This is a genomic window from Microcystis ichthyoblabe FBCC-A1114, assembly GCF_050500245.1.
Taxonomy (GTDB): domain Bacteria; phylum Cyanobacteriota; class Cyanobacteriia; order Cyanobacteriales; family Microcystaceae; genus Microcystis; species Microcystis ichthyoblabe_A.
This window is the reverse complement of the sequence record NZ_CP191408.1, coordinates 2,547,877-2,574,459: the sequence shown is the minus strand read 5'-3', so window position 1 is coordinate 2,574,459 and position 26,583 is coordinate 2,547,877. Positions and strand designations below refer to the sequence as shown.

The 26,583-nt window shown below is 42.7% G+C and carries 28 protein-coding genes; 14 read left to right on the top strand and 14 right to left on the bottom strand.

The genetic code is table 11. The features are described from left to right. Positions 1 to 111 precede the first annotated feature (111 nt). A complete protein-coding gene (locus tag ACQY1Y_RS12410; RefSeq protein ID WP_002734821.1) occupies positions 112 to 255 on the top strand; it encodes a high light inducible protein in 144 nt (47 codons plus the stop codon). A gap of 142 nt (positions 256 to 397) precedes the next feature. On the opposite strand, the gene ACQY1Y_RS12405 is transcribed toward ACQY1Y_RS12410, so the two are convergent. The 3 genes from ACQY1Y_RS12405 to ACQY1Y_RS12395 all read right to left on the bottom strand — a co-directional run bounded on the left by ACQY1Y_RS12405 (position 398) and on the right by ACQY1Y_RS12395 (position 2,453). After that, positions 398 to 583: a hypothetical protein gene (locus ACQY1Y_RS12405; protein ID WP_002733156.1), complete on the bottom strand. Its 186-nt coding sequence runs from the start codon at positions 581 to 583 to the stop codon at positions 398 to 400. Between the two features lie 233 nt (positions 584 to 816). After that, entirely contained in the window at positions 817 to 1,776 is a 960-nt protein-coding gene (nadA, locus tag ACQY1Y_RS12400) for a quinolinate synthase NadA (RefSeq protein WP_430012844.1), read from the bottom strand. A 251-nt stretch (positions 1,777 to 2,027) separates the two neighbouring features. Beyond that, a complete protein-coding gene (locus tag ACQY1Y_RS12395; protein WP_002733015.1) occupies positions 2,028 to 2,453 on the bottom strand; it encodes a CoA-binding protein in 426 nt (141 codons plus the stop codon). A 382-nt stretch (positions 2,454 to 2,835) separates the two neighbouring features. On the opposite strand from ACQY1Y_RS12395, the gene ACQY1Y_RS12390 reads away from it, so the two are divergent. From ACQY1Y_RS12390 to ACQY1Y_RS12375, 4 genes are all read left to right on the top strand, one after another. Then, positions 2,836 to 3,510, top strand: a complete 675-nt coding sequence (locus ACQY1Y_RS12390; RefSeq protein ID WP_430012843.1) for a TIGR04283 family arsenosugar biosynthesis glycosyltransferase — start codon at positions 2,836 to 2,838, stop codon at positions 3,508 to 3,510. A 117-nt stretch (positions 3,511 to 3,627) separates the two neighbouring features. Next, positions 3,628 to 4,338, top strand: coding sequence for a superoxide dismutase (locus tag ACQY1Y_RS12385; RefSeq protein ID WP_149106851.1), 711 nt, complete (start codon positions 3,628 to 3,630; stop codon positions 4,336 to 4,338). A gap of 2 nt (positions 4,339 to 4,340) precedes the next feature. After that, positions 4,341 to 5,258: a homoserine kinase gene (gene thrB / locus ACQY1Y_RS12380; RefSeq protein WP_430012842.1), complete on the top strand. Its 918-nt coding sequence runs from the start codon at positions 4,341 to 4,343 to the stop codon at positions 5,256 to 5,258. Positions 5,259 to 5,431: 173 nt separating this feature from the next. Beyond that, positions 5,432 to 6,805, top strand: a complete 1,374-nt coding sequence (locus ACQY1Y_RS12375) for a DICT sensory domain-containing protein (protein ID WP_002752229.1) — start codon at positions 5,432 to 5,434, stop codon at positions 6,803 to 6,805. 2 nt (positions 6,806 to 6,807) lie between these two features. Here the strand turns inward: ACQY1Y_RS12375 and hpnH are convergent, their stop codons facing one another. After that, positions 6,808 to 7,824: an adenosyl-hopene transferase HpnH gene (gene hpnH / locus ACQY1Y_RS12370; RefSeq protein ID WP_271937258.1), complete on the bottom strand. Its 1,017-nt coding sequence runs from the start codon at positions 7,822 to 7,824 to the stop codon at positions 6,808 to 6,810. 269 nt (positions 7,825 to 8,093) lie between these two features. Here hpnH and ACQY1Y_RS12365 point away from each other — a divergent pair, with 269 nt between their 5' ends. Next, positions 8,094 to 8,693: a DUF1517 domain-containing protein gene (locus tag ACQY1Y_RS12365; RefSeq protein ID WP_430012841.1), complete on the top strand. Its 600-nt coding sequence runs from the start codon at positions 8,094 to 8,096 to the stop codon at positions 8,691 to 8,693. Next, positions 8,650 to 9,582 (top strand): hypothetical protein, encoded by a 933-nt coding sequence (locus ACQY1Y_RS12360; RefSeq protein WP_430012840.1) that lies wholly within the window; start codon positions 8,650 to 8,652, stop codon positions 9,580 to 9,582. Before ACQY1Y_RS12365 ends, ACQY1Y_RS12360 begins: the two co-directional genes overlap by 44 nt. 70 nt (positions 9,583 to 9,652) lie before the next feature. On the opposite strand, the gene ACQY1Y_RS12355 is transcribed toward ACQY1Y_RS12360, so the two are convergent. The 3 genes from ACQY1Y_RS12355 to ACQY1Y_RS12345 all read right to left on the bottom strand — a co-directional run bounded on the left by ACQY1Y_RS12355 (position 9,653) and on the right by ACQY1Y_RS12345 (position 12,128). Continuing rightward, positions 9,653 to 10,165 (bottom strand): phycobiliprotein lyase, encoded by a 513-nt coding sequence (locus ACQY1Y_RS12355; protein ID WP_002777155.1) that lies wholly within the window; start codon positions 10,163 to 10,165, stop codon positions 9,653 to 9,655. A gap of 61 nt (positions 10,166 to 10,226) precedes the next feature. Next, on the bottom strand, positions 10,227 to 10,895 hold the full coding sequence (locus ACQY1Y_RS12350; RefSeq protein WP_002752215.1) for a HEAT repeat domain-containing protein: 669 nt from the start codon (positions 10,893 to 10,895) through the stop codon (positions 10,227 to 10,229). A 189-nt stretch (positions 10,896 to 11,084) separates the two neighbouring features. After that, a complete protein-coding gene (locus tag ACQY1Y_RS12345; protein WP_069474877.1) occupies positions 11,085 to 12,128 on the bottom strand; it encodes an IS630 family transposase in 1,044 nt (347 codons plus the stop codon). A 418-nt stretch (positions 12,129 to 12,546) separates the two neighbouring features. Between ACQY1Y_RS12345 and ACQY1Y_RS12340 the strand changes: the two genes are divergently transcribed. Together ACQY1Y_RS12340 and ACQY1Y_RS12335 are read left to right on the top strand one after the other, a co-directional pair. Further along, positions 12,547 to 12,774: a DUF2281 domain-containing protein gene (locus tag ACQY1Y_RS12340; protein ID WP_002734460.1), complete on the top strand. Its 228-nt coding sequence runs from the start codon at positions 12,547 to 12,549 to the stop codon at positions 12,772 to 12,774. Between the two features lie 68 nt (positions 12,775 to 12,842). Then, entirely contained in the window at positions 12,843 to 13,157 is a 315-nt protein-coding gene (locus tag ACQY1Y_RS12335) for a type II toxin-antitoxin system VapC family toxin (protein WP_323132084.1), read from the top strand. Between the two features lie 217 nt (positions 13,158 to 13,374). Here the strand turns inward: ACQY1Y_RS12335 and ACQY1Y_RS12330 are convergent, their stop codons facing one another. Then, a complete protein-coding gene (locus ACQY1Y_RS12330; RefSeq protein ID WP_272104964.1) occupies positions 13,375 to 14,181 on the bottom strand; it encodes a creatininase family protein in 807 nt (268 codons plus the stop codon). Between the two features lie 947 nt (positions 14,182 to 15,128). Between ACQY1Y_RS12330 and ACQY1Y_RS12325 the strand changes: the two genes are divergently transcribed. From ACQY1Y_RS12325 to ACQY1Y_RS12315, 3 genes are all read left to right on the top strand, one after another. Next, positions 15,129 to 15,314, top strand: a complete 186-nt coding sequence (locus tag ACQY1Y_RS12325; protein WP_430012839.1) for a hypothetical protein — start codon at positions 15,129 to 15,131, stop codon at positions 15,312 to 15,314. A gap of 181 nt (positions 15,315 to 15,495) precedes the next feature. Next, complete coding sequence (gene psbA / locus ACQY1Y_RS12320) at positions 15,496 to 16,578, top strand: photosystem II q(b) protein (protein ID WP_002731626.1); 1,083 nt, start codon at positions 15,496 to 15,498, stop codon at positions 16,576 to 16,578. A gap of 92 nt (positions 16,579 to 16,670) precedes the next feature. Continuing rightward, positions 16,671 to 16,901: a hypothetical protein gene (locus ACQY1Y_RS12315; protein WP_043997424.1), complete on the top strand. Its 231-nt coding sequence runs from the start codon at positions 16,671 to 16,673 to the stop codon at positions 16,899 to 16,901. A 400-nt stretch (positions 16,902 to 17,301) separates the two neighbouring features. Here the strand turns inward: ACQY1Y_RS12315 and ACQY1Y_RS12310 are convergent, their stop codons facing one another. From ACQY1Y_RS12310 to aat, 3 genes are all read right to left on the bottom strand, one after another. Continuing rightward, positions 17,302 to 18,534 (bottom strand): bifunctional metallophosphatase/5'-nucleotidase, encoded by a 1,233-nt coding sequence (locus ACQY1Y_RS12310; protein WP_016515463.1) that lies wholly within the window; start codon positions 18,532 to 18,534, stop codon positions 17,302 to 17,304. Between the two features lie 3 nt (positions 18,535 to 18,537). Then, the gene (locus ACQY1Y_RS12305; RefSeq protein ID WP_430012838.1) at positions 18,538 to 18,999 is read right to left on the bottom strand and encodes a hypothetical protein; all 462 of its coding nucleotides are present in this window, start codon (positions 18,997 to 18,999) and stop codon (positions 18,538 to 18,540) included. A 356-nt stretch (positions 19,000 to 19,355) separates the two neighbouring features. Then, complete coding sequence (aat, locus tag ACQY1Y_RS12300; protein ID WP_002754248.1) at positions 19,356 to 19,937, bottom strand: leucyl/phenylalanyl-tRNA--protein transferase; 582 nt, start codon at positions 19,935 to 19,937, stop codon at positions 19,356 to 19,358. A 34-nt stretch (positions 19,938 to 19,971) separates the two neighbouring features. Between aat and ACQY1Y_RS12295 the strand changes: the two genes are divergently transcribed. Further along, on the top strand, positions 19,972 to 20,313 hold the full coding sequence (locus ACQY1Y_RS12295; RefSeq protein ID WP_002731952.1) for a hypothetical protein: 342 nt from the start codon (positions 19,972 to 19,974) through the stop codon (positions 20,311 to 20,313). 235 nt (positions 20,314 to 20,548) lie between these two features. On the opposite strand, the gene ACQY1Y_RS12290 is transcribed toward ACQY1Y_RS12295, so the two are convergent. The 3 genes from ACQY1Y_RS12290 to pdhA form a co-directional block, all read right to left on the bottom strand. Further along, positions 20,549 to 21,487, bottom strand: a complete 939-nt coding sequence (locus ACQY1Y_RS12290) for a glycosyltransferase family 2 protein (protein WP_430012837.1) — start codon at positions 21,485 to 21,487, stop codon at positions 20,549 to 20,551. Between the two features lie 540 nt (positions 21,488 to 22,027). Continuing rightward, positions 22,028 to 22,810, bottom strand: a complete 783-nt coding sequence (locus ACQY1Y_RS12285; RefSeq protein WP_002777147.1) for a hypothetical protein — start codon at positions 22,808 to 22,810, stop codon at positions 22,028 to 22,030. A 199-nt stretch (positions 22,811 to 23,009) separates the two neighbouring features. Next, positions 23,010 to 24,044, bottom strand: coding sequence for a pyruvate dehydrogenase (acetyl-transferring) E1 component subunit alpha (pdhA, locus tag ACQY1Y_RS12280; protein ID WP_002733307.1), 1,035 nt, complete (start codon positions 24,042 to 24,044; stop codon positions 23,010 to 23,012). A gap of 247 nt (positions 24,045 to 24,291) precedes the next feature. Between pdhA and ACQY1Y_RS12275 the strand changes: the two genes are divergently transcribed. Then, positions 24,292 to 26,535 carry an IMS domain-containing protein gene (locus ACQY1Y_RS12275; RefSeq protein ID WP_430012836.1) on the top strand — a complete coding sequence of 748 codons (2,244 nt, stop codon included), beginning with the start codon at positions 24,292 to 24,294 and terminating at the stop codon, positions 26,533 to 26,535. Positions 26,536 to 26,583: the final 48 nt, after the last annotated feature.

Sequence of the window (26,583 nt, the reverse complement as noted above, 5' to 3'; positions counted from 1 at the left end):
AACATCAATAAAATTTATGTAAAGAAATGTTGCATAGTCTGGAAAGTTATGTTACATTAAATATCAAGCACTTGACTTAAACGCAATTTTCTTATAGGAAGGCAATTCACCATGGATAAGCAAGAAAACAAACTCGGTTTCACCGCTTTCGCTGAAAACTGGAATGGTCGTTTAGCCATGCTCGGTTTCGTTATTGGCGTAGCTACGGAATACTTAACCCACAAAGGCATCCTTGCTCAGTTAGGCTTAATGTAATTTCGGCCTCGACTGCTGTGCATCTACAATCATCTTGAATAAATCCTTAAAAAAAGGGGAAGAGCATAGCTCTTCCCCTTTTTAAGTGGGAGGTTGGAGAGATTTTTCAGTGATCAGTCAACAATAATCACTCATGGTGAAGCTAAGAGGTTTTAGATACCAGATGATAGAGTTGATTAAAACTCAGTTTTTGGGAGTTTTCAAAGAAATATTGGCGATAATGGTAGTTAGCTAGATTGAACAAATTTTTTGACAAGAAGGCATAATGGTCGATTTCTGACCATAAGGGATGGTTTTGACTGATAATATGACGTTCAACTAGCTTCATATCTTGATTATACCTGATAACGTTCTTAAAATCTATCGGTGGCCAAAGTTACTTATTTTAGTTATCTAGCTACAGAAATGAGTAACTTTAAAAGGCTTTAGGTAGGTTTTTGGTTTCTGTGGTTAACCCAAATTATCCCTATTCTTTTTCCTTCCAGACAAACACCAGAAGAGCTAACTCTTGGGGTTGATGCTTTTCGTTTTTGAATTGGCGCACTGATAACTGATAACTGATTAAGACATTTCTAACATTCTTTGAATCGGCAACAGTGCCTTAACTCTTAAATCTTCAAAAATAGTAATTTCTGGAGTTTTATCTCGCATACAGAGATACAATTTTTCGAGAGTGTTCAGTCTCATATAGGGACACTCATTACAAGCACAGTTATTTAAAGCTGGTGCGGGTATAAATGCTTTCTCTGGCGCGGATTTTTGCATCTGGTGAATAATCCCCGGTTCTGTGACGACAATAAAGGTTTTTTCGGAACTTTTCAGGGAATAATTTAATAGTGCCGTCGTGGAACCAATATAATCGGCATGGCGTAAAACCGATGATTCACACTCAGGATGGGCGATAATTTTTGCTTCTGGATGGGCAACTTTTAATTCTATTATCTTGCGTTCGGAAAAAGTTTCATGGACAATACAACTACCCTGCCAGAGAAATAAATCTCTGCCAGTTTGCTGACTGACATAACGGCCTAAATTGCGATCAGGAGCGAAGATAATCGGTTGATGGACAGGGATTTGATTCACTATTTTGACTGCGTTGGAACTGGTGCAGATAATATCACTCATGGCCTTAATTTCTGCACTGCAATTGATATAGGAAATCACGATATGATCGGGATATTGGGCTTTAAAACGAGCAAAATCTTCAGGATGACAACTATCAGCTAAAGAACATCCCGCATCTAAATCCGGCAGCAATACCAACTTATCCGGATTTAAGATTTTAGCTGTCTCTCCCATGAAGTGAACCCCCGCAAATACGATTACATCTGCTGGCGTTTGGGCAGCCTGCTGGGATAAACCTAGAGAATCACCAATATAATCAGCTATATCCTGTATGTCAGAATTTTGATAGTAGTGAGCCAGAATAACGGCGTTTAATTCCCTTTTAAGCTCTTTAATTGCCGTAAATAGGTCATCAGGTAAGCTCGATCGATTTGCGGGTTGAACAGTTGTGAACACGGTGAGATTTATGGTTATTTTTACCAAATACTAAACAAGTCTCTACATCATAGCAAATTTTTCCAAGGAGAGACCACAAACAAAAAAAGCTTGATGCAACAGCGCTCAAACGACTGACAACCAAGCCCCGATAATACCATTTTTCAAAAAGTATATAGCGTGTTCTATTCGCACGAGGTACATTATTGATGTTCAAAAGCTTAATCAGCAAAGGTTTAAATGTGCCGTACAGGTACGAGAACCGCTATAGTTTATTTTTGGGAAATCCCTAAACGCTGATATTCTATCTGGATACAAGCATCCATAATCACATTTAAACCCGCCTCGATCGCCCTTTTTTCCGCAACTGGGTGATAAATTTTCAATTGTGTCCAAAGGGTAGCAGCCTGAATAGCAATAGCTGACTCGACAATTTCAGGTAGATAATCAGGATGACGAAAAACGTTAACAATATCCACGGGTTCAGGGATAGCCTCTAGAGAAGGATAGCACCTTTGACCATCAATTTGCTTGACCATCGGATTGACAGGATAGACTCGATAACCCACCGCTTGCAGAAATTTGGCTACCTGATAGCTGGCGCGACTCGATTTCTCAGAATGCCCCACCACTGCGATAATTTTACTATTGCTGAAAATGGTTTTGAGCGCACCATCGTCTCCTTTAATATTCGGCATTGTCCCACCTATCTTAGAACAGAGTTTCGTTTCCCATAAAGATGAAGTGTAACCTAGTTTGGTATCAACTTTTAACTGCAGCTTTAGCCCCTCTGGAGAACTGGCAGCAATGTTTAACTTTTATATCGGAAAAACAGTTAAGTAGGTAGGTGTTAAAAGTTGTCAGACACCCCCCTTATCAAGGGGGGATTAAGGGGGGATCCCCCCGCCTATCGGCACCCCCCTTATTAAGGGGGGCAGGGGGGATCAGAGGCAAAATCTATCTTCTATTTAATTATAACTACTTACTTATTACCAATCCCAATCAATTCCTCGGTATCTGTAGGAAAATTTACCCGATGGTTGCCCCTAAATCCTCTGACTTTAGTTAGTACAAAACCTCATGAATTATCTTAGTATTATCATTCCGACTCTTAATGAGGAGTTAAGAATTGCAGCAACGTTAAAACAGATAGGTGAAGGAGTAGAAATTATTGTTGTCGATGGGGGAAGTATAGATAAAACCAGAGAAATAGCTGAAAAATTGGGAGCAAAAGTAATTATTTCACCGAGTAAAGGTCGTGCATTTCAGATGAATTTAGGAGCCAAAATAGCGAAAGGAAATATTTTGTTATTTCTGCATGGAGATACTTTACTTCCCCAGGAATTTCAAGAACAAATTATCAATACTTTATCCCAATCTGGGATAGTAGCGGGGGCTTTTGAATTAAAAATTGATGGAGAGGAAAAAACCCTGCGTTTAGTGGAAAAATTAGTTAATTGGCGTTCTCACTGGTTTTCTCTTCCCTACGGAGATCAAGGAATATTTTTAAAAGCCTCAATATTGACCGATTTAGGGGGGTTTCCTGAGTTGCCAATTATGGAAGATTTTGAATTAATACAAAGATTGAAAAAAAGGGGTAAAATAGCCATAGTTTCTACTGCGGTGATTACCTCGGCAAGACGTTGGCAAAAATTAGGAGTTGGCAAAACTACCTTAGTTAATCAATTAATAATTATTGGTTATTATCTAAAAATTCCGCCACATTTGTTGAAAAATTTTTATCGTTTATGGTAATTAGGGAGAACTGCCACTAGATTCTGATTACTTCTGGGAGTCTGTCGATAAAAATTTTTGTCTCCCGAAGTACCGATCGATAGGATAATTGATCATTGGAACATCTGCTCTGAGAATATGTCTCTCGATCGCCGTCAATTTCTTTATCTTTTAGGTGCTACCCTTGGCACAGCCACTCTTGCCGGTTTTAACCGTCCCGCTTTTGCTGCTACTGGTCCCTATGGTCTTATCGCCCTACCCTATAGCTATGATGCCCTAGAACCTTATATCGATAAGGAAACGATGCAATTTCATCACGATAAACACCATGCAGCCTACGTTAATAATCTCAACACGGCAGTGGCAAAATATCCAGAATTGCAGAAAAAAACAGTAGTAGAATTAATTAAAAATCTTGACTCTTTACCCGCCGATCTTCGCATCACTATCCGCAATAATGGCGGCGGCGATCTTAATCATACGATGTTTTGGCAGATTATGTCCCCCGATGGCGGTGGCGAACCAACAGGAGAAATAGGAGCGGCAATAATCGCTAAATTTGGCAGTTTCGAGGAATTTAAAAACGCTTTCAACCAAGCAGGTACTAAACTTTTTGGTAGTGGTTGGACATGGTTGGTGTTAAATAAGTCAGGACAACTAGAAATTACCAGCACTGCTAACCAAGATAGCCCCCTAATGATGGGATTACAGCCAATTATGGGCAATGATGTTTGGGAACACGCCTATTACTTAAAATATCGTAATCAACGGGCTGAGTATTTAAAACAGTGGTGGAATGTGGTTAACTGGGAGGAGGTAAATCGCCGCTATCTTCAGGCAAAAGCTTAACCATGACAACTTTTACGGTAACAGTTCCCGCTACCACTGCTAATATTGGGCCCGGCTTCGATTGTCTCGGAGCGGCCTTAACCCTATATAATCAGTTTACTTTTACCCTGCTGCCGGCAACGACAGCTAACCCTGTCAGCATTAGTGTCAAGGGAAATGAATCAGCTAAAGTTAGCCAAGGGGCTGATAATTTAATCTACACTTCTTTTTTGCAAGTTTATCAAAAAATAGGACAGAATCCGCCCCCTATCGCCATCGAGATCGGTTTAGGGGTTCCTCTGGCTAGAGGTTTAGGTAGTTCTGCCACTGCTATTGTCGGTGGGTTATTGGCCGCCAATCAATGCGCGGGCAATCCTTTATCTATGGGGGAAATCGAAGCATTAGCGATCGCATTGGAGGGCCATCCAGATAATGTGGTGCCAGCTTTGCGGGGCAACTGTCAGCTATCGGCAGGTGATAGCACAAATTGGGCTATTTGTCAAGTATTTTGGCAAAAAAATCTCATTCCCGTCCTAGGGATTCCCGATTTTGAACTGGCTACGGCAAAAGCTCGGGCGGTTTTACCCGAAAAAATTAGCCGTCAGGAGGCTATTTTCAATATTTCCCGCTTGGGTTTATTATTGCGGGGATTAGAGACGGGTAACGGCGATTGGCTGAGAATTGCCCTAGAGGATAAACTGCATCAACCCTATCGCCAATCTTTGATCCCGGGTTACGAAAAGGTGAAAAAAGCCGCCATTAACGCGGGTGCTTACGGGATGGTAATTAGTGGCGCAGGTCCGAGCCTATTAGCTTTAACTAACCCTGAAAATGCCCAAAAAACAGCCACAGAGATGACCAATGCTTGGGAGGAAGTGGGGATTAACTCCAGTGCCAAAATTTTGGCTTTAGATACCCTAGGGGCCCAAGTAAACTGTTAAGCCTCCAATTTACCTGTTAAGAGTCCCTGACATTTGAGATAAAATTAAGTAAAAAGCTATGAGGAGTCAGTCATCAGTCATCAGTAATCAGGAGTCAGAAGTCAGGAGATTATTTTTATTTATTCTCCCCACTCCCCACTCCCCACTCCCCACTCCCCCTAATCTTGCCACTTATGACCGTAGGATCCAGCTTACAACAGTTAAAAATAGCTTCATCGGGAAGATTACCCAGCAGTTACGGGGTCTATTTTAAGAATACCCTGGTGGCCCTCTGTCATGCTCTTGAAGATCATATCTTGCAAACTAGCAGCCCAGACAGTACAAATAAACCACTGGTCTTAGTCACCTTTCAACAGGGAAAATGGTATTTACAGGAAGCTGAGCGCTATTTAGATATTGCTCGCTCTTCTCGTCATATTGCGATCGCTGCCGTGGCCGATAGTGGTTTTTCTGAGCATAAAACCGGCAGTTTAGAGAATGTTTCGCTAGTGAACTTAGATAATAGCGATAGTTTGGTGAATGAGTGGAATTTAATCATTCTTTCCCCCGATTACGCCTCCATGGTACTCTGTCATGAGTTATCCCCAGAAGAATACCGGTCCGATAGTCAACCCCAAATAGACACGGAGCGAAAATTCTACGGTTTATGGACATTCGATCGCGATTTAGTTGAAAAAGCCGCTAGGATCTTAATTGAGCGTCTGCATCCCTATAATCCCAGTCTAGCGGCCGATTTAAGCAGACAACAGCAGGAAATTAGTCAAAATATTAATCCCATTCCCACGGATTTAACCGGAGTAGTCTCTCGCATTGTCACCTATCTGCAAACCAGTCAACAGCAGTTAGTCACCGTCAGCAGACAAGCGCGAGAATTAAGCGACTTAGAAGGACAAGCATCCCGTTTAAATAAAAATTTAGCCGCTAATAAACTGCAAGCTTTTCTAAGAATGGCTCAAAAAGTCGATGAAAGAGATATTGATAATCCCCTTGCTTCCCTACAGGTGGCCGCTTTAGCAGAAATGTTGGGACAATTGCTCGATTTACCCACCCTGAGATTACGACGCTTACGATTAGCTGGTTTATTATACCGCATCGGTCTAGCGGAGGCTCCGATCGAAGTTTTTAGACAGCGTGCCAGTCAGTTAGAGGGAGCAAATGCGTTATTTTGGCGGGATCGATCGGTGTTAGGCGCACAATTACTCGCCACTATGCCCGAATTAGCCCCAATTCAACAGATTATTTACCATGAGTTTGAATACTGGGATGGTAGCGGGGTTCCCAACGGTTTAAAAGGGGAAGAAATCAGCCTAGAGTCGCGAATTTTAGGATTATCAGCCTATTTTCAGGAATTAACTCAACCGCGAGGCGACCGACTAGCTCTAGATTTGGGAGAGGCCCTAGAGCGCTGTCAAAATTATAGCGGGATTCGTTTCGATCCCGCTTTGGTAGAAAAATTAAGTTCGGTAATTCGTCTGTGCGAAATGGGGTGGATGCAATTACCCGATCGCCCTAGTCAAGTCCCCGCCGTCTGGTTAGAATCAGTTTAGGATTAGACTCCGATTAAACTCTGCATGGCACGTCCCATATTAGCCGGTTTAAAAGCTGCCATGGCCGCGGTCGGTTCATAGCCGCAATGTACCATACAATCGGCACATTGAGGATTGCCACTGGCCCGACCGTAGTTATCCCAATTGGTTTCTGCTAAAAGTTCCCGAAAGCTTTTGTAATGACCTTCGTTAAGCAGATAACAGGGTTTTTGCCATCCTAAAAGACTATAGCTAGGACTACCCCAAGGGGTGCATTCATAGTCCTGTTCACCGATGAGAAAATCGAGAAAGAGAGGATTATGGTTAAAATTCCACTTTTTCTGACCTGATTTCCAGGGTGAGAGAATTTCTCGGAATAAAGCTCTAGTTTGCTCCCGTTTCAAGAAACTATCTTGATCCGGGGCCCACTCATAACTGTAACCGGGGGAAATCATCATGCCATCGATGCCCAAAGTAGCAAGAAAATCGAAAAATTCCTGCATTTCTCGCGGATCTGTGCCTTCAAAAACCGTGGTATTAGTAGTAACCCGAAAACCTCTCGCTTTCGCCGCTTTAATCCCTTTTACTGCCTTATCGAATACTCCCTCTCGATCCACACAGCGATCGTGATGTTCTTTGAGACCATCCAGATGGACACTAAAGGTAAGATAGGGTGAAGGAGTAAATTTATCTAGGCTTTTTTCCAATAACAGGGCATTGGTACACAGATAGACGAATTTTTTTCTGTCCACTAACCCCTTGACAATTTCATCGATTTGTGGATGTAAAAGCGGCTCACCCCCGGGGATGGAAACCACGGGAACCCCGCATTCTTCCACCGCTGCGAAACATTCTGCCGGGGTAAGATGATTGCGGAGGATTTCCGGGGGATGTTGAATCTTACCGCAGCCAGTACAGGCTAAATTACAGCGAAATAGGGGTTCTAGCATTAAAACTAAGGGAAAACGCTTTTTTCCTGCTAGACGCTGTTTCAAGATATAGGAAGCAACCACTAAAGCTTGTTGTAGTTGGACAGCCATTTGCTCACACCAATAGGATTCTAAGTCATTATAGACTGTTAACAGGACATCAAGGCATAGAACCCTAGAAAATGGCAAGATAAATAAAAGCTGGTGGCTTTTTTGGCTGTTTACTTGATTATCACCTTGATCTAGCTGATGGCTTCAAGACTACTGACTTGAAAGTGGGAAGTGGGAATTGGGAAGAATAAATAAAAAAAAGTCTCCTGTCTCCTGACGACCGACTCCTAACCTTAACGACAATTTTTGATTTTTACCAGAGGTCTATTATGGGTTCTTTAGGCGATCGCTTCAAGAAATTTGCGGGAAAAACTCGCTATGTGGTCTGTCGCTTATTTTTGCATCTCTACGGCCAAGAAATCGCACCGCTGATCGGTATTCTTAATCGTGCCGGCCGGGAGGCGATCGATTCCGAAGGCGATTTAGAGGTCATGGGAGAGGGTTTAGTAGAAATTTGTCAAAATCTGCTGCAGATGAACCTCTATTGGTTTTCTGTGGCTAATGAGGGCGATGTTTTTTGGCATGAGGGGGAAGCGGGAGACTACGTTAACGAACTGTTTACCGATTCTGCGGGGAGATACCTAAGTGAATCGGTGTCTTCACAAGTGGGGGAAAAGGAACCCTTAACTTTACCCGTCACCGATAACTTAGTTGTTATGATCACAATAGCATTCGAGGGTGAGAGTGCTGCTTTAGAAACTAGCCTAGCCGATCGAGAGGCCCTGGAAGATGGTTTAAAATCAATAATTAACCTTCACTACCAAGGTCGGCTGCGTGCGATTCAGGTACATTTTTCTCCTGCTCAATTGGGAGATGAATTGACCAATGAGCAACTATTACTCAATTTCCCCGAATTGCTGCCTTTATAGTCTTAATTTTGCCCTTATGCTGCGCCAAGTAACGACAATCTTTTTAATTCTTACCCTTTGTTGCACAACGGTGGCCTGTGGTTCCTCGTCAAATCAAACTCAGTCACCGTCAGCTAGTAACAGTAGTGTAAGACGAGAATCCAATCAGGTTAGTAGCGGTCGCTACGAGGTGCAACAAGCTACCTACGATGACGGAGATGGCACTTATACCTTAATGCTGTTAAACACCCCCGGGGGGACTTCACCCCTCTTTCGCACCACTAACCTGCAAATGGCTAGATTAACCGAGGAGGACATTGCTAAAGGGGAAAAAACCGCAGTAGAAATCAACGGCGATCAGGCTACCCTGTACATGACCGAAGATTTTAAAATCGAGTATGTCCATAATGTCACGGAAGTGCGGAACAATCCCCAAACCGGACAACAAGAAACCGTGGTGATTCGACAAGAATCGAGTTTTTGGAGTCCTTTTTTCGGTGCTGTTGCTGGTCAAGCTTTGGGTAGTTTGCTCTTTCGTCCTCAATACTACGTTCCTCCCCTCTATACTCCGGGGGGTGTAATGACCGGTTTTGGTGGTTACGGTTCCACCTATAATCAGGCAGTGGATCAATACCGGACTAAACATAATAGTCCACCTCCGGCGGTCAAAAACCGGCAAACTCTCCGTTCTACTGGCAATTTACGTCGTTATCCCAGCAATACTCCCTCTAGTCCCAATCGCAGCACCACCACCACCACAAAACCCAGTGGTTCTGGTTATGGTTCCAGTACCCTGAAGAATTCGGGTAAATCTGATAATGTCAAACGTTCTCCTAGTTTCGGTTCCTCTGGTTCCCGTCGTACCCCTAGTCGCAGTGGTTTCGGCAGCAGCAGACGCGGCCGACGTTAGGAGGATTTGACTGGAGTGGTGGAAGATTAATCCTGTCTTCCCCACCTCAGAGATTGGGGATGGCAGCTACTTAAGAAGCAACCATTTTGCGAATTTCCGAATAGAAAACCGTTTGGCGATCACCATTGGCCGACTGAATAATACTGGTACGCAATCTCAGATTAGGACTAGCAAACCAGATTCTTTCCTCGATACGATGGTGATTGTCCTCGATGGTTAAAGTTAAAGCTTGATCGCTTCTGAGATGATATTCTCCCAGCGCTGCCGATTTACCGACCGCTGTGATTAATTTTCCTTGCCAAGAATTTTCTGAGGGTAGCCAAACTAAATAGCTAGAACCGATTTTTTTCGGTTGTCCATAGTCCACGGAATTATCCCAAGTCGTTTTCCATCCCCCTAGACTGGTGTGGGACTGACAGTTATTTCCTAAACATAATTGCACCACATCGGCAGCATCGGCAGCCAGCAAATCGATGGTGATTTCTGCTTTATTATTGGCAACTTTTTGGGCAGCTAATTGATAACTGGTGCGCTGAGAAAACCATTTACCCGCACAGAGATTAATAAATTCTTGAATGTCCATGAATGGCTGTAGGCAAAGATCGATCGCTCTGGAAGAATAGATTATTTATTCTATCCTATCCCTAGACGTTGGCCAATTTTTGCAAAGATAAACGGGCTGCTTCCCGCACTTGTGGATGTTCGTCCTTGACCAAAAATTTTAAGGCTGCGATCGTTTTTTCCGCCGGAAGCTGGCCTAAAGCTTCCGCTAATCGCTGCCGGATTAACCAGTCATCGGAGTTAACAAAGGTTAAAAGCTTCTCGACGGTTTCCACTGCTTTGATTTCCCCAAGAGCGGCAATAGCGGCCTGTTGAATAACCGCTTCGTTACTATCGAGAGCCGATAATAACACCTGTTTAGCCCGAATATCGCGTAAATTGCCCAAAGCGACGGCAGCACTGAAGCGGACTAACCATTGCGTATCTTCGTAAAAAGCTCGTTGTAGGGGTTCAAAAGCGCGAATATCTTCTAAATAACCTAAGGCCCCCGCAGCATCGGCGCGAATGCCATAATCGGCATCATTGGCTAACAAATCCACCAGAATAGGAAAGCATTCCTCGGTTTGTTTGACTCCCAAGGCAAAGACAGCCATCGATCGCACCGGCAGCATTTCATCATAAAGGACTTTTTTGATCAAGGGTACAGCCTCCTCCGGGGCCACTTCTCGCAGGGATGCCAAGGCCAGCAGACGATCTTTAGAGTTGCTGCTTTCTAACTGCAGGGCAATGGTTTCTATATCAGGCTTGCTCATTTTTGTCAATCACTTGTAATATTTCTTTAATTCTAACGCAATTTTTTCTAAGTCAGCAGCCCTAGTGGACTGAAACAGCTAATTTCTGTCTGTTACAGTGTTTCTCATAAAGATGAAGTGTAATCTAATTTGGTATGGAAGACCGACTCCCGAAAACGAAAACTTCGTACCTGCTCATTAAGATATACTTTAGACGTTCATAATCTGAGATTTATTAAACTTCTGAAATCGTAGAGTCAGCAAGGAATCCAGTTCTTTTTTATGTTTCAGATGGGCATCATTCAGACATTCATAAATGGCTGAAGAAAAGTCAGAAAAGTTTTCATAATATTTACCATGTAAACATTTCTTTTTGACAAATTTCCACAGCCTTTCAATTAAATTTAGATTAGGCGAATAAGACGGCAGATAGAGTAGCTCTATTGACAAAGAAAGAGCCAATTCTTCAACAATTTTACATTTCTGATAGCGGGCATTATCTAAGACTAGAGTGATGGGAATCATTAGTCCTAAAGCAGCTATTTTTTCAAGAAGTTCACAGACTTGAGTTGCCGTAATATAAGTGTCATTAGTAACTAGAATAACTTCATGAGTTATTGCATTTAATGCTCCTAAAACATTGAAGCGTTTACGCCCGCTCGGTGACTTAACAAAAAGTCTCTCAAAACACCAAACAAAACCGAGAAATGCTCCCATGACGAAGTGAGCGGCATCAACAAAAAAAACAGCCCTTTTTCCTTCTTTAGCCTCATTTAGTCTGGGTTCTAGCTTTTTTTCTTTGTAGTCTTCTTGTTCATCTGGGTCAGCTTTAGAAGGAAGAGAACCTATTTTTAAACATTTCATTCCCAAGGATTTTAAGAATTTCCTCACTTGGGTAGGACTTCGTTTTATCCCTGTCAATTCTTCTATTCTATATACAGCTTCATTTATTGTGGCTGGTGGATTTTTCTCGAAATATTTTTTGAGTGTTTCTCTTTGAGACTCTAATTCACTTTTAGGGCGATAGAAGTTGATTTCTTTTAATTTTTCTATTCCGCCCTCTTGATAATCTCGAAGATAGGTTAATAAGGTATTTGGCGAGATTCCTGCTAACTGACAAATTTTTTTGTGCGGTATCTTTTGGCTTTTTAACCAGAGAACTTCCATCTTCAGTTGAACCCGGGGATGAGGATGATGAAATCTTTCATAATACAGTGAGTTCTTTTCTTCTTCCGTGAATTCTAGGTTAATCATGTTTTTAATGAGTGCTTTGCTTCTAATTATGACTCTTGAACTATATTATTGTCTTTGAGTAAAAAATGCAAGTTATAACCGTGCAAAGTATAACTGCTCTAACTAATATCCTTAACAATAGGATTAATTTAGCTTAAACCTCCTGTAAAAGTAAGTTTTCGAGGTGCTATCGGCTCAAAATATCGAAAACCTCAGATAAATTTGACATAATCTTGGGTTTTATGGACGGGATAGTTGTTTCTTGTCTTTTTTCTCCTCCTCTGGACTGTCTCGGAGTCTCCTCACGGAAGATTTTTGATTTTTGCAGGAACTCTCTTAAACAAGTTGGGGAAGTGGTTCTACAAAAATTAACTTTATTTATGTTTAAAATGCTATCATGAAGCTTGCATCGTAGATTTCAGTATATATTGAGAAAACCATGACTATTTCTGGCAATAAAATTACAGAAAGCATTATTAACAAGCTACAGGAAATTCCTCTAGATAAACAAAAACAAATCTTAGAATATGTAGAAGCTCTCACGGAGGAAAAGGAGCCTTTATCTTCCCCTAAAAAACGAGTCTTTGGGTTGCATCAGGGAAAAATTTGGATGAGTGATGATTTCAATCAACCCTTACCCGATAATTTCTGGAATTTTGACTCATGAATATTCTCTTAGATAGTCACACTTTAATCTAATTTTCCCAGAATTCTCCTCAGCTTTCCTCATCAGCAATTAAGATACTAGAAGATAGAAATAATCTTCTTTTCTTGAGTTTGGTCAGTGTCTGGGAAATACAGATCAAAGTACAGTTAGGCAAATTAAATTTAGATATTTCTCTCTCGGAAATAGTTAAAGATCAAACTAAAATTAATGATGTGCAGATTTTACCCCTGAAATTATCTCATATTTGGACATTAGACACCTTACCTTATTATCACAAAGATCCGTTTGATCGTTTATTAATTTCTCAAGCAATTACAGAAAACCTAATTATCCTGGGTGTTGATTCTGTTTTCGATTCTTATCCTGTACAAAAAATATGGTAAAAAATGTCGTTTGTTTTCTTTTTATTACTGGTTACAAAATTTCTAAAATCTCAAAAATAAAGCTCATAATTGAGATTATATAGTTATGCTAAAAACCACCAGAAGTCTGGTTAAAATTTCCTCTATTAATGCTAATAGAAGATAGTGATCAAATGCTCGAATCAAAGGAGAAGGGAGATGGAGTTTTAGACTTTGTAATAAAATTAACAATAGGCAGTTAATATAACTTCGGTTGACGGAATTGATAAACATCAGCGATCGCCTGTACCCAACCATTAGCAACAGATTCTAATAATCGATCGCCTTTTTCTTTACTTGCATTAGTAGCATCTCCCATCACTCCACTTTTAGTTAATTCCTTAGTTAACCAAGCAAAGGGTAATTTTCCTTCCATAGTTAATAAACTATTTTCTGGCAAACCCTGGGGATATTCTCGGACAGCCCGCTCAATTTTGACCTGTTCTGGCAGTAATGATAACATAATGCTAGTTTCCACATCTCCTGCATGAATACCGTATTCTAATTCATATTCCGAGAATAATTCAGCCGCATTGTGGGGAACTCGCCAAGTGAAAAAAGGAAATACTAAAAAATCGGGATATTGTTGGTGAATATCTCTAGCGGCAATTTCCATAACTTGCGGTTGTCCGCCGTGAGAGTTCATTAATACTAACTTGCGAAACCCCGAACGATAGAGACTTTCAGCTATCTCTTGAATGAGGGTTAATAAGGTGGCTGCCGAGAGGGTAATCGTGCCGGGGAAAGACCAATGTTCGTTAGATTTTCCGTAGTAGAGACAGGGTAAAGCAAAGGCGGGAACATTTGTATTTAATTTCTCGAAAGCTTTGCCTAAAACCCCTAAACTAATGGCAGCATCGACGGCAATAGGGAGATGGGGTCCGTGTTGTTCGATCGCACCGATGGGTTGAATAATTACCACATTTTCCTTATCCAGCATTGAATCTATATCGGTCCAAGTAAGATAGGGAAAATAACGATGAGGGGGAATAAAACCGTGCATCATAATCCTATTGGGGGTGAGGGATTAGGGTTAAGTAGTCGTGCAAAATTAATTTCCTAGTCGAGACAGGAGACAGGAGACGGGAGATGGGAGACGGGATAAAGCTATTAGGGATCGGATTTGAGTTTTCAGTTCACTGTTTACTCACAGCAGAAGTCTGACGGAGTAGTGGCTTAGATGTGTAATTAATTGTGCTTAGATACTTATGGAAAAAATTACTGTTTATTTGGTAATTGTACCACTAATTCCTGGCAAGGTTGCCAATCATCTTCATCGGTAATGGTTGGACAAAACGAATCCCTATAGCAACAAAACCTGTTTCATTAATTATAATCTGCAATATCGTCGGCTCTTCTCGACCTTGTGTGATAAGTTTAAATTATATAAGAGCGATCGATCTTTGTGTCCTTTGTGTCTTTGTGGTTCGTTTCACTCGCTCGCCCGCAGGACTGTATCTTAGAATACATTTTACCCACCAAACCCAAGAGAGCCTATCGTCGGGCAAAAACACCAGGAGCGACTTGTTTTTTTACCCTTGTTACTGATCATCTTTAAGCCTTTTCTTTAAGTATTGTTGTTAATGTAGCTTATTATAGCAGTTCTCACACCTGTGTGGCACATTTAAACCTTTGCTAATTAAGCTTTTCAACATCGATAATGTACCTCTTGCGAACAGGAAACGCTATAAGATCAGCGACCGCACTTAAACTCACAGCTTCAATGAATGTGCAGGGTGCGTTCCCAAAAATCTATCGGTGGAGTAGTATGAGCCATCTTAGGGAGCGCACCCTACGGCTAAAAGGAAAAGGCGCTTCATGGTTTTTGGGTGGTATTGCCGTCCATTTTAAGGTGGTGAGGATGTCAACAGCAAAATTTCCGTAAAGAGGGTGATTCCCATTGATTAATATGTCAAGTTCCCTGCCGTAAAGAATCGATAGATACTTGAGGCAATGATGATTACAGAATTAAATACCCGGTTAGAGGCTCCCGAAAAAACAACCGATGAGATAAGACAACGCAAGGAAGTGATCGATCGGCAATCGGCCGAGTTTAACCAGTGGATGACCAGAATCAAAGCAAGACTAGATGCGATCGCTGGTAAGATCGAACGGGACAAGCGATCGCATCCGGCTTAAAACAAAAGGTGCTTCATAGTTCATTGTCGGTAGTGCGACCAACTAACCTAACATAACCTCAGCTTATCAATGGTATAAGTAACAATATTGTCAAACCCCTTTACAAACCGTTACAAACTCCTTAAGATAGAGACATCATCAATCAATCGTACCTCGATAACTTAATAGGAATCATAAACCAATGACCACAACTCTACAACAGCGCGAGAGCGCTTCCCTGTGGGAGCAGTTCTGCCAGTGGATCACCAGCACCAACAACCGTCTTTATGTCGGCTGGTTCGGTGTTATCATGATCCCCACCCTGCTCACCGCCACCACCTGCTTCATCATCGCCTTTATCGCCGCTCCTCCCGTAGATATCGACGGTATCCGCGAGCCTGTAGCTGGTTCTCTACTCTACGGAAACAACATCATCTCTGGTGCGGTTGTTCCCTCTTCCAACGCGATTGGACTCCACTTCTACCCCATCTGGGAAGCTGCTTCCTTAGATGAGTGGTTATACAACGGTGGTCCCTACCAGTTAGTCATTTTCCACTTCTTACTAGGTGTCTTCTGCTACCTCGGTCGTCAGTGGGAACTGTCTTTCCGTTTAGGAATGCGTCCTTGGATCTGTGTTGCTTACTCGGCACCTGTATCCGCCGCTACTGCTGTATTCTTAATCTACCCCATCGGACAAGGTTCTTTCTCTGATGGTATGCCTTTAGGAATCTCTGGAACCTTCAACTTTATGTTCGTGTTCCAAGCAGAACATAACATTCTGATGCACCCCTTCCATATGTTAGGTGTTGCCGGTGTGTTCGGCGGTTCCTTGTTCTCCGCGATGCACGGTTCTCTAGTAACTTCTTCCTTAGTGCGTGAAACCACTGAAATCGAATCTCAGAACTACGGTTACAAATTCGGTCAAGAGGAAGAAACCTACAATATCGTTGCCGCTCACGGTTACTTCGGACGTTTAATCTTCCAATACGCTTCTTTCAACAATAGCCGCTCCCTGCACTTCTTCTTGGGTGCATGGCCGGTAATCGGTATCTGGTTTACGGCAATGGGTGTTAGCACCATGGCGTTCAACCTCAACGGTTTCAACTTCAACCAGTCGATTCTCGATTCTCAAGGTCGTGTAATCGGTACCTGGGCCGATGTGTTAAACCGCGCTGGTATCGGGATGGAAGTAATGCACGAGCGTAATGCTCACAACTTCCCCTTAGACTTAGCTAGTGGTGAACAGGCTCCTGTAGCTCTGACTGCTCCCGCTATCAATGGTTAATTCCTAGTCTGAACGAAAAGGCACTCCCGCGAGGGGGTGCTTTTTTGTTGTTAGAATTATGATATAGCTCAATGTTAAATGGAGTTAATTTTATGATATCCCCTCAAATTATTGAACTGGAACAAAAGTTACGAGACTGTTCTCTTGAAGATAAAAAATGGTTATTAGAACAGTTACATCAACAATTAGGATTGAATGATCAAAAAACAACTAAACAACGATTAATAGATAGTTGGAATGAAGCTTATAGTGATGGATTGGACGAATCAGAAACTTTGATGTTAGAGGGAATACGCCATCATCAACGCCAATTATCTGAGTAAATATGACGATTTTTCAAGGTGATATTTATTGGATTGATTTAGGAGAACCACAAGGAAAAAAATCAAATTAATTATTCAGGGAATTAAGTTGGTTATTGAACCTCAAGAACTCGAATAATAGGGATTATAAAAGGATTTAAAGAATCCATTAGCATAAAAAAGCATACAGCATCGCCGCTCACGGTTACTTCGGATGTTTAATACTAAATCCGTTGAGTATAGGCTACATATCAGGATAGCCGAACAGCAAAATGGGAATAGATAATCAGTCTTTAATAACCGAATTTAGTACCAGACGCTTAACTAATTAGAAGTAAAAAAATTGTAGGGTTAATTCATGAATTAACCCTACACATCGTTTCCATTCAGACGCTTCACGAATTTGCTAGAGTCATAAACTCTAGTTAACAAAAGTCCAGCGTCCTTCCACTTGACCGTCAAGAAGTTGATGAGTACTTAAATATTCTTCAAGAACACCTTGGCTTGAAGTAGTAACAACTTTAGCGTTAGCTATTTCTTCAGGCGTGAGATTCAAACTCTTCAGTGAATTTTGATAATGATAATCTTGCACGCAGATTACATATAAACGATCAGCCTCTACAGGTTGTTCATTAATACTGAAAGATTCAATTGCTTTCTTAGTATTGTTATAAACTACTCGAACACCTTTGCTGATTTGATAACATTGACTTTCCCCAGGCTTTCTGTTTTCTGGGCGCAGAAAATGGGTAAATACCTTTGTCAGTTGCGCTCCAGTAACTTTAATTTTATAAAGAGAACCATCATAGGGATAAACCTTCTTAAGATCTTCAAGAGTGACCACAGGCCCTAATTCTTTACCTCGTATGGAACCACTACCGACAAGCACGACATCAATCGTATCTATTTCTAAGAAGATATCAGCGATTAAATTACCTAACTCAGTTTCTTGTTCGCGCACGGGATGAGTCAATTGACGATTTAAACGGCTAACAATACGATTGTACTTGCGATCTACTTGTTCTTTGTAGGTATTGATAAAATTTTGCAAATCTACGTCAGGACTAGCTACCTGATCATTAATAGGAATAAGCTCCCATTTCCATTCGACAATGCTGTTCGTATCGTCGTCTACTGTAATATCGAAACGTCCGATCTGATCAGTCCCAACGGCGGCCTGGGTGATTAAAATGTTGTTTACTTGGGCAGGCTGTTCTAAAAGTGTATGAGAATGTCCACCAATGATCATGTCCACCCCCCACTCAGGGTCTAACATAGCCGCTAACTTTTGATCCTCTTCAAAACCAATGTGAGTTAGGAGTATTGTCAAATCAATATCTTCATTTTTGTAGGTATTACAGATCTTACCAACTTCAGCCGCCGCATCTTCTAGTCCAACAAATGTACCAATGCTTTTGTCCAGCTTTAAGGCACTAAGAACCTCTTCGGTGACAATACCAATGAACATAACATCAAATCCATCTACATTGAGGATGATATAGGGGTTCATCAACCTTTTACCGTACTTTTTAATGTACAAGTTGGCATTAACAATAGGAAAGTTTGCCATTTTTTCTAAGAAGAGCAAATGAGGAAAGCCATAGTCTAATTCGTGGTTTCCTAAAGTCACTACATTAGGTGCTAGGTAATTCATAATTTACATGGTTGATAAGCCTTTAAATTCGGTATCAATCATCGAACCTTGAAGCATATCACCTGAAATAACATAAAGTGTATTTTTTTCCGTTTGACGCACTTGATTGATATAACCAGAAAGCAATGATAACCCGCCGATCAAACCACCTTGTCCAGTTTTAGCCTCCGCTAAAAAGTCGCCGTGCATATCATTGGAATGTAAAATCGTAAACTTTTTGAGTTTGTTTGTAGTTTCAACCATGAGTCTCTCCAGTAGTTTGAGTTGATTAAATGAAAGAGATAGTTTGATTTGGGTACTGCGAACGGTTTTAAGCTTGGCTTTCTGAATACCGTCAGAAGCTTGGTCTGTGATTTCTTCTAGCCGATCCAGAAAAAGTTCAGCTTTTAGCAGTTTAGGCTCTTCGGTTTGTGTTATGCAATGGAGGGGGGTTATAAAGGATAAAACCCTTACACAGAAAGACATTGCTTCGATTTATGCCCCCTGATCGAATCATGCCAAGTAACGAAAAGCCTAAGCTTATAGTATAGCATAACTCGCGCCAATCAGGATGAGAGCATCTCAAAAGCTATTGACAATTGGCCAATTTTGTGATCCTCATGGGCATTTCAGGTGATACAAGTCAATCAAAATAGTTACGAAATCTTAACATTTGGTCGATTTTTGCTTAACAATTGAGATGGCCAATTCTCCTCAAATATGCCTAAATCGCCGACTGGGTAAGCAACTCAGACAAAGTTGATTTTGTCAAAAATTGTTAAGATGCGCCACCTTGTCCTGTACTTAGATTGTGTCTAGCTACTTACAATCGGAAACAATACTTAAACAAAATGGCAATGCTTCAACAGAGCGCTTTTCAATAGGAGATGATATTCTTTTTCGGGGATAGTATAGGACCCAAATCTAGCCAGATGGGGATTTTGCATTTGGGCATCAAATAGACAGAAATCCCGTTCTCTGAGGTGTTCAACTAACTTGACCATGGCTACCTTAGAACCATCGGGAATTTTATAAAACATCGATTCTCCGATAAAAACCCCGCGAATTGCTAAACCTAAAATCCCTCCCGCTAATTGATCCCCTTGCCAAGTCTCGAAACTGTAGGCCCAACCGGCTTGGTGTAATTGCTGATAGATTTGGATTAACTCCGGGGAAATCCAAGTCAGCGAGCGATCGGCACAACCGGCACAAACCCCAGCAAAATCGCGGTTAATAGCCACGGTAAAGCGATTTTGATTCAAAACTCGTTTTAGGGACTTGGGATACCTAAAACGCCGATCTAGAGGAATAAGAGCGCGATTTTTACTAGAATACCAATCCAATCGCCCCCCCTCATCAGCCATGAGAAAGTAACCGCGTGCGTATCCTTGTATAATAGAGGCGGTATCCACAACTCCCCCCAAGAATTCAGTCTCGTAGCCTGATCATTCTCTAATTATGCCCGATCATCCCGCACCAATTCCGCCTATTACTTTACCACCGATCGAAAACCCCCAACAGGAACAAACTTGGCTGCGCACCGCTTTGCATCGTTGGTTAGATGCGGAATTTATTCCCGAAGCTATTAACGATACTATCGCTGAACGTGCTAGTCAAATTTTTCTGCGTCAGCGTTTGGAAGGGGAAAACGATCTCGGTAACTTGGTGATTGCGATCGTTACCGAGATGCAAGCTTTTGATTTCCGCGAAAGTTTTTATAGTGAATTTGCCATCGCTAACGCCGTTAGTGATTTAATTTTAGATAGTTTAGGGATCGATCGCTGTTGTGGGCAAAGTTAGACAGTTTTTCTCTGCTATTGGAGTTTAATTTCTATTAGCTGCTCTGCTAATTTTTTTGTACGAATGGGGTAAGCTGCACTGCCTATTAGAAATTTTAGGACAAATGATCAAACCCTCTCTTCTCGATCATAGACGGTCTTAACCAGTAATTTAGATAGTCAACAGCTTATTGCTTATTTAAGAAGTTAACAAAATCTTTAATCGACAAGAATTAATTGATAGTTGTTGGGAAGGTTTAATTAATTTCCAACCCAGCGATCTCAGCGATTGTATAGGCTGGTCTGCCTTTAACTTCTTCGTAAATTCGCCCGACGTATTCCCCTAATATGCCAATACTGATCAATTGTACCGAACCCAAGAAAAACACAGCGATCAAGATAGTAGCTAAACCAGTAACAGGAGAGTCGGGTTGCTGTAAGCGCCAGTAGAGAACCAGTAAAGCCATCAACAGGGCAATTAAAGCAGAAAATAAGCCTAAATAAGTGGAAATACGCAGGGGAATCTTAGAAAAAGACACCAAGCTATTAACCGCTAAAGCTAGGGATTTTTTAAAAGTGTATTTGACTTCGCCAGCAAACCGGGGATCCCGCTCAAATTTAACAGCAGTTTGTCGGAAACCAATCCAAGCGCGCAAACCGCGAATATAACGATTCCGTTCTGGCATAGAATTTAATACTTCCACCACCTGACGATCCATCAGACAAAAATCCCCCGTGTCCGCAGGGATATCCACGTCGGCTAATTGTCGCAGCAATCTATAGAAAACGTAGGCAGTTAGGCGTTTAAACCAACTTTCTTTTTTCCGTTTTGTTCTCTGGGCGTAAACCACATGATAACCTGCTTGCCAAGACTCAATCATTTTGGGAATCAATTCCGGTGGATCTTGCAAGTCGGCATCGAGGACAACAATAACTTGACCCCTAGCAAAATTAAGTCCTGCCGTTACTGCTGCCTGATGGCCAAAGTTACGAGCAAAGCTAATGTAACAGACCCTAGCATCTCTTTCCTGTAGTTCCCGCATTAAATTTAAGGAACAGTCCCGACTGCCATCATTAATCAGAATTAGTTCCACAGAATCATCTAAACTATCCATGACGGCACTGACACGGCGATAGAGTTCTGGAATGGTTTCTTCCTCGTTATAAATCGGGATAATTAGCGAATATTTCGGCATTTTCGAGAGGTTGAACGGACAAAAGCCGTATTTTTATGGCGGCCGCTACGCTCTAAATATTCTGCTAAAGTATCCCTTTTGTCAACTTAATAGATTACTGCTAGACAGTGCCTTTGAACTACTCTCAAGGTCGTTGAGAGCTTCCTATTTCACGGGGGACTGCCTTAAGACGAACTTACGCCCAGCTTTTGGTCTTACATCCCCTCCAGAAGTTTTTATGGTGAATTTGCGATCGCTAACATCGTCAGGGATTTAATTTTAGATAGGGTTTGCTGAATAAATTTGAAATGTAGGCAAAGTAAAGGTTTTGGGGCTTTTCTCGCGAAACAGGTGCAAGATTTTGAGAGAATCGTCGTTCAAAACCTTGCGTCTTCATCGGCCCGCGTCCTGTAGGGGCGAAGCATTCGGACAATAACCTATCGGTGAAAAGGTAGATTTTCTATCCGAATGCTTCGCCCGTACTTATTCAGCAAACCCTAGATAGTTGAGGGATTAATCGCTATTGTGGGCAAAGTTGGACAGTTTTTCTTTGCTATTGGATTAAATAGCCAAGGAATGATCGACCATTGCTTGCCGACGTAAACAATTCCAGTAGGCTGCATAGAGATCCGTCTGTTGACCGCGCAGGGAAGCGATCGCAGGTGCGGCAGGAAAAGGCCAGAGACGATCAAAAACCACTTCCCGATGAGCCAAACGAAACTGTAGCAAATAAACAGAAGCAGGAGCCTGTAAATTATCCAGTAATTGCGCTGCCAGCCGATATAAAGACTTAAGACTCTCTCTTTCTAGACTAATCGGCTGACTGTAGGCGTTAGGGATCATACCCTCCCCGATTACCTCACCGTATTCTAAACCCTTAGATGTCACCGTGATCGGCAACCAAAGATCCCCAAAAGAAGAATCTCCCTGACTGGTTTTATAGTGCAGGGTATGGGCAACCCAAGCGCGTCTTTCCTCGATATCTCGACAAGCTTGATAAACTTTTTTACCCGGAAAATTCACCCAATTGGGTAATTGAATTGTTAAGGGACACCAGATTAAATTATTTTGGCCGGTTTTACCCGACTCCATTTTTGACCACAAGGAAGCCGTCCCCGTCACCTCCACCGCCAAGGATTTAGGAACCGCATTTTTTAAGGCAATCACCATTTTTTCGGTAACGGGCGATAGCCGAGACATCTGACCACTGGCTTGAGCTTCGGCATTAACGAGAATGATAACTTTGTCCATTTCTTCTTGTGGGTTGGGTAAACTTGAACGATCAGCGGTGAGGTTGGTTAAGAATGCGAACTGACTGGGGTTCAATGCTTCTGTAGTCGCCATGGCAAAAGCTATTTCTCTGGATTTTAGCGAATTATACAAGAACGCAACGATTTTTTACAGATTTTTTCAACAACAACCATATTGAAGGGGGCATTTTTCTTCTCCCCCTCATAGAATACCTGAAGTAATCAGTCATCAGTAATCAGTTATCAGTGAACTGAAAACTCAAATCTGAATAACTGCTAACTGATCACTGAAATTACTCGTCTTCGGCGAAAATAAAGCGAGTTAGTTCACTAGGATCGGGTTCGGGGCTAGATTCGGCAAATTTAACCGCTGCCTCGATTTCAGCTTGAATTTTCTCCTCGATTTCTTTTAATTCTTCTCTCGTGGCCAGATCTCGCTCGTAGAGGTAGGCGGCAAAGCGAGTGATCGGATCTCTTTCGCCCCAGAATTGTTTCTCGTCAGCACTGCGTAACTCGTCGGGATCTGCTAGAGAGTGACCCCGGAAACGATAGGTTAAGGCCTCAATCAAAGTCGGCCCCTCACCGGCGCGGGCGCGGGCCACGGCTTCTCTGGCGGCGGCATGAACGGCGACCACATCCATACCGTCCACTTCCACACCGACCATACTAAAAACACTGGCTTTTTTATAGATTTCCGGTTGAGAAGTGGCTCGATCGTGGGCCATTCCGATCGCCCACTTATTATTTTCCACCACATAGATAATCGGCAACTTCCAGAGGGCGGCCATATTCAGACACTCAAAAAACTGGCCATTATTACTCGCCCCATCCCCAAAGAAACAGACCGTTACCTGATCGGCACTGGCATCACCCATGGCTTCCCGACGGTATTTACTCTGAAAAGCCGCCCCGGTAGCGACGGGAATCCCCTCGGCCACAAAAGCATAACCCCCTAAAAGCTTATGTTCGGCGGAAAACATATGCATGGAGCCGCCCCGTCCTTTACTACAACCGGTAGCTTTGCCGAATAACTCCGCCATCACCTCTTGAGCGGGAACTCCGGCACTAAGGGCGTGGACGTGATCGCGATAGGTGCTAGAAACGTAATCTTCTCCCTGACGCAAGGCTTTAATAATACCGCTAGATATGGCTTCCTGACCGTTGTAGAGATGGACAAAACCGAACATTTTGCCCCGATAATACATTTCGGCACATTTATCTTCAAACATCCGCCCCAAAACCATATCCTCGTATAGGCGAAGACCTTCAGCTTTGGTGATAATGATGGAAGCAGGATTAAAGGTTGGTAAAGTACGTTCGGAAATCATAGGGTCTGTAGTATCATTTAGACAACAAAAAGGCAAGGGGAGAGGAAGCGGTAGATTTTTCGAGAATTCTGGCAGTGAATTTTTTGGTCTTAAACCAAGGGGTTCTTGGTATTTTCTCTCTCAAATCTAATCTTAGTCAGTCAGAGATTGGCTAGGATAAGATGGTATCTTGTTATTTTACTCGCTCCGCTCTCACTTACATCATTTAATTCACTAAGGACTCTCCAGAGTTGAGGTACAGCTAACCGTGCGAATTCCTCTTGACTACTACAGGATATTGGGAATCCCTTTTCAGGTGAATGCCGAGCAGATTGATTTGGCCCACGCCGATCGGGGACGGCAATTGCCACGTCAAGAATACAGTCAAACAGCGATCGTTGCCCGTCAGCACTTGTTAGATGAAGCTTACCAAGTGTTAAGTGATCCGGATCGCCGTCGTGATTACGATGCCCAATTTTTCGCTCCCAATCCCCTGCTTCTCAACCCAGATAGCAGCGCCGAAAACCTCGATTCTCAGGGTGGGGAGGTGGCCGCCGCTTCCTCAGAATATCCCACTCCCCAGATTACCATTGCCCCCGCCGATCTGGTGGGAGCTTTGCTCATCCTGCAAGAGTTGGGAGAATACGAGTTAGTGATTCGTTTGGCTGAAACTTATCTAGATTTGGAGCCAACTACTCGCCCAGATATGATCTTAACCTTGGCTTTGGCCTACGGGGAATTAAGTCGGGAATATTGGCAGGATAAAAATTATGAACAGGCGGCCAGCACCGCAGCCAAGGCCTTGATCTGCTTGGAACAAGAACAAATGTTCCCGCAAGTGGCTGGCGAGATTCGTCATGATTGCGATCGCTTGCGTCCCTACCAGGTTCTGGAATTGTTATCCCAAGAAAAAAACCCCGGTCTTGCCCGTCAGCGGGGCTTAAATCTCTTGGAGGATATGTTGGCCGCTCGCGGTGGCATCGATGGCCAGGGCGACGATCGCTCTGGGTTGGGGGTGGATAATTTTTTACGCTTTATTCAACAGTTACGGGTTTATTTGACTCAGGCCGAACAGGAGAAAATCTGGGCAAAAGAGGCAGAACGCCCCTCGGCGGTGGGTAATTATCTGCTGGTTTATGCCTTGATTGCCCGCGGTTTCGCCCAAAAACAACCCGCCGCTATTGTGGCAGCCAGCGATCGCCTGCAGCAATTACAAAAACATCAGGATGTTTCCATCGAGCGATCGATCTGCGCCCTGCTGCTCGGTCAAACCGAACAAGCAAGCACAATTTTAGAAAAAAGTCAAGAGCAAGAAATATTAAATTATATTAAGGAACAATCTGGGCAATCTCCCGATCTTCTACCTGGGTTATGTCGTTACGGTGAGCGTTGGTTACAAACAGAAGTTTTCTGCCATTTTAGGGATTTAGTCGAGCGGAAAGCCTCACTCAAAGAGTATTTTGCCGAGGAAGAGGTACAAAATTATTTGGAAGAATTGTCAGGTTTTCCTGACGAAAAAGTTCCCGTGTCAGTTCAAGAAAAGGTTGGGGAACCTTTAGAATCGGAAGTAAATGTTCTCAAAACCCACACCCCCCCCACCCATTTAAACCCAGTGCCAGGAGCGACACCGATGAGGGAATCTGCTTATTCTTCCCATTCTCGTCCCCAAAAACCGTCTTTAGCTAGAGCTAACGGTGAGCGGACAGGCACTGCTGTACCTGCCCTGAGAGCCACCCCTCAGCAGGAAACTTTCACCCCCTATACTCAGGGCAGTGTGGTGGTGACAGCAGCCGATCGTCAACCAGCACTTAATCCCCCCCGTCGTCGTCCTAGTCGCTCGCGCCACCCAGCAGCGGGCAACTCCGGGCCAGCAGCCGTAGAAACGGTAAAAACTGCCCTAGTCGCACCGAAACGGAGACGACCAGTCCGCAGAAAACTACGACTCGATCGAGTGGCGATATTGGGAGTAGGATTAGTGGGAACGCTCGTGGTTTTGTCCTTGGGGGTAAAGGCAATTGTCGATAGTCAATCTCCTTTGGCAGCCTTGCAAGGGGAACAGTTACCGATTTCTTTAAATACTCCCATACTAGAAATTCCTTCGGCTAACGCGGAGGTGATGGAAGGGAATCCCTTAGACAAGGAAAAGGCCAAGGAGACGATTCAAGCTTGGTTAGCAGCAAAATCGGCGGCTTTTGGCAGTGAACACCAAAAAGAGCCATTGAAAGAGGTTTTAACGGGTTCAGCTTTGGAAATTTGGCAAAAACGGGCGGCGGCTTTACAGGGAAATAACTATTGGCGCTACGATCATCAAGTGGATGTGCGATCGGTCACTAATAATGCGAAAAATCCTAATTTAGCCACGGTGGAAGCGATAGTCAACGAAAAGGCCATGTATTTCCATAATGGCAAGGAAATTGTCAATCGTTCCTATAATGAGTCCTTGAAGGTGCGCTATGATTTGGTACGGCAAGGAGATAAATGGTTGATCGAAAAAACCCAAGTCTTACCCTAATTTTTTCCGATTAAATCCCCAAAAACTAGGCTTTAGGCTGCCTGCACA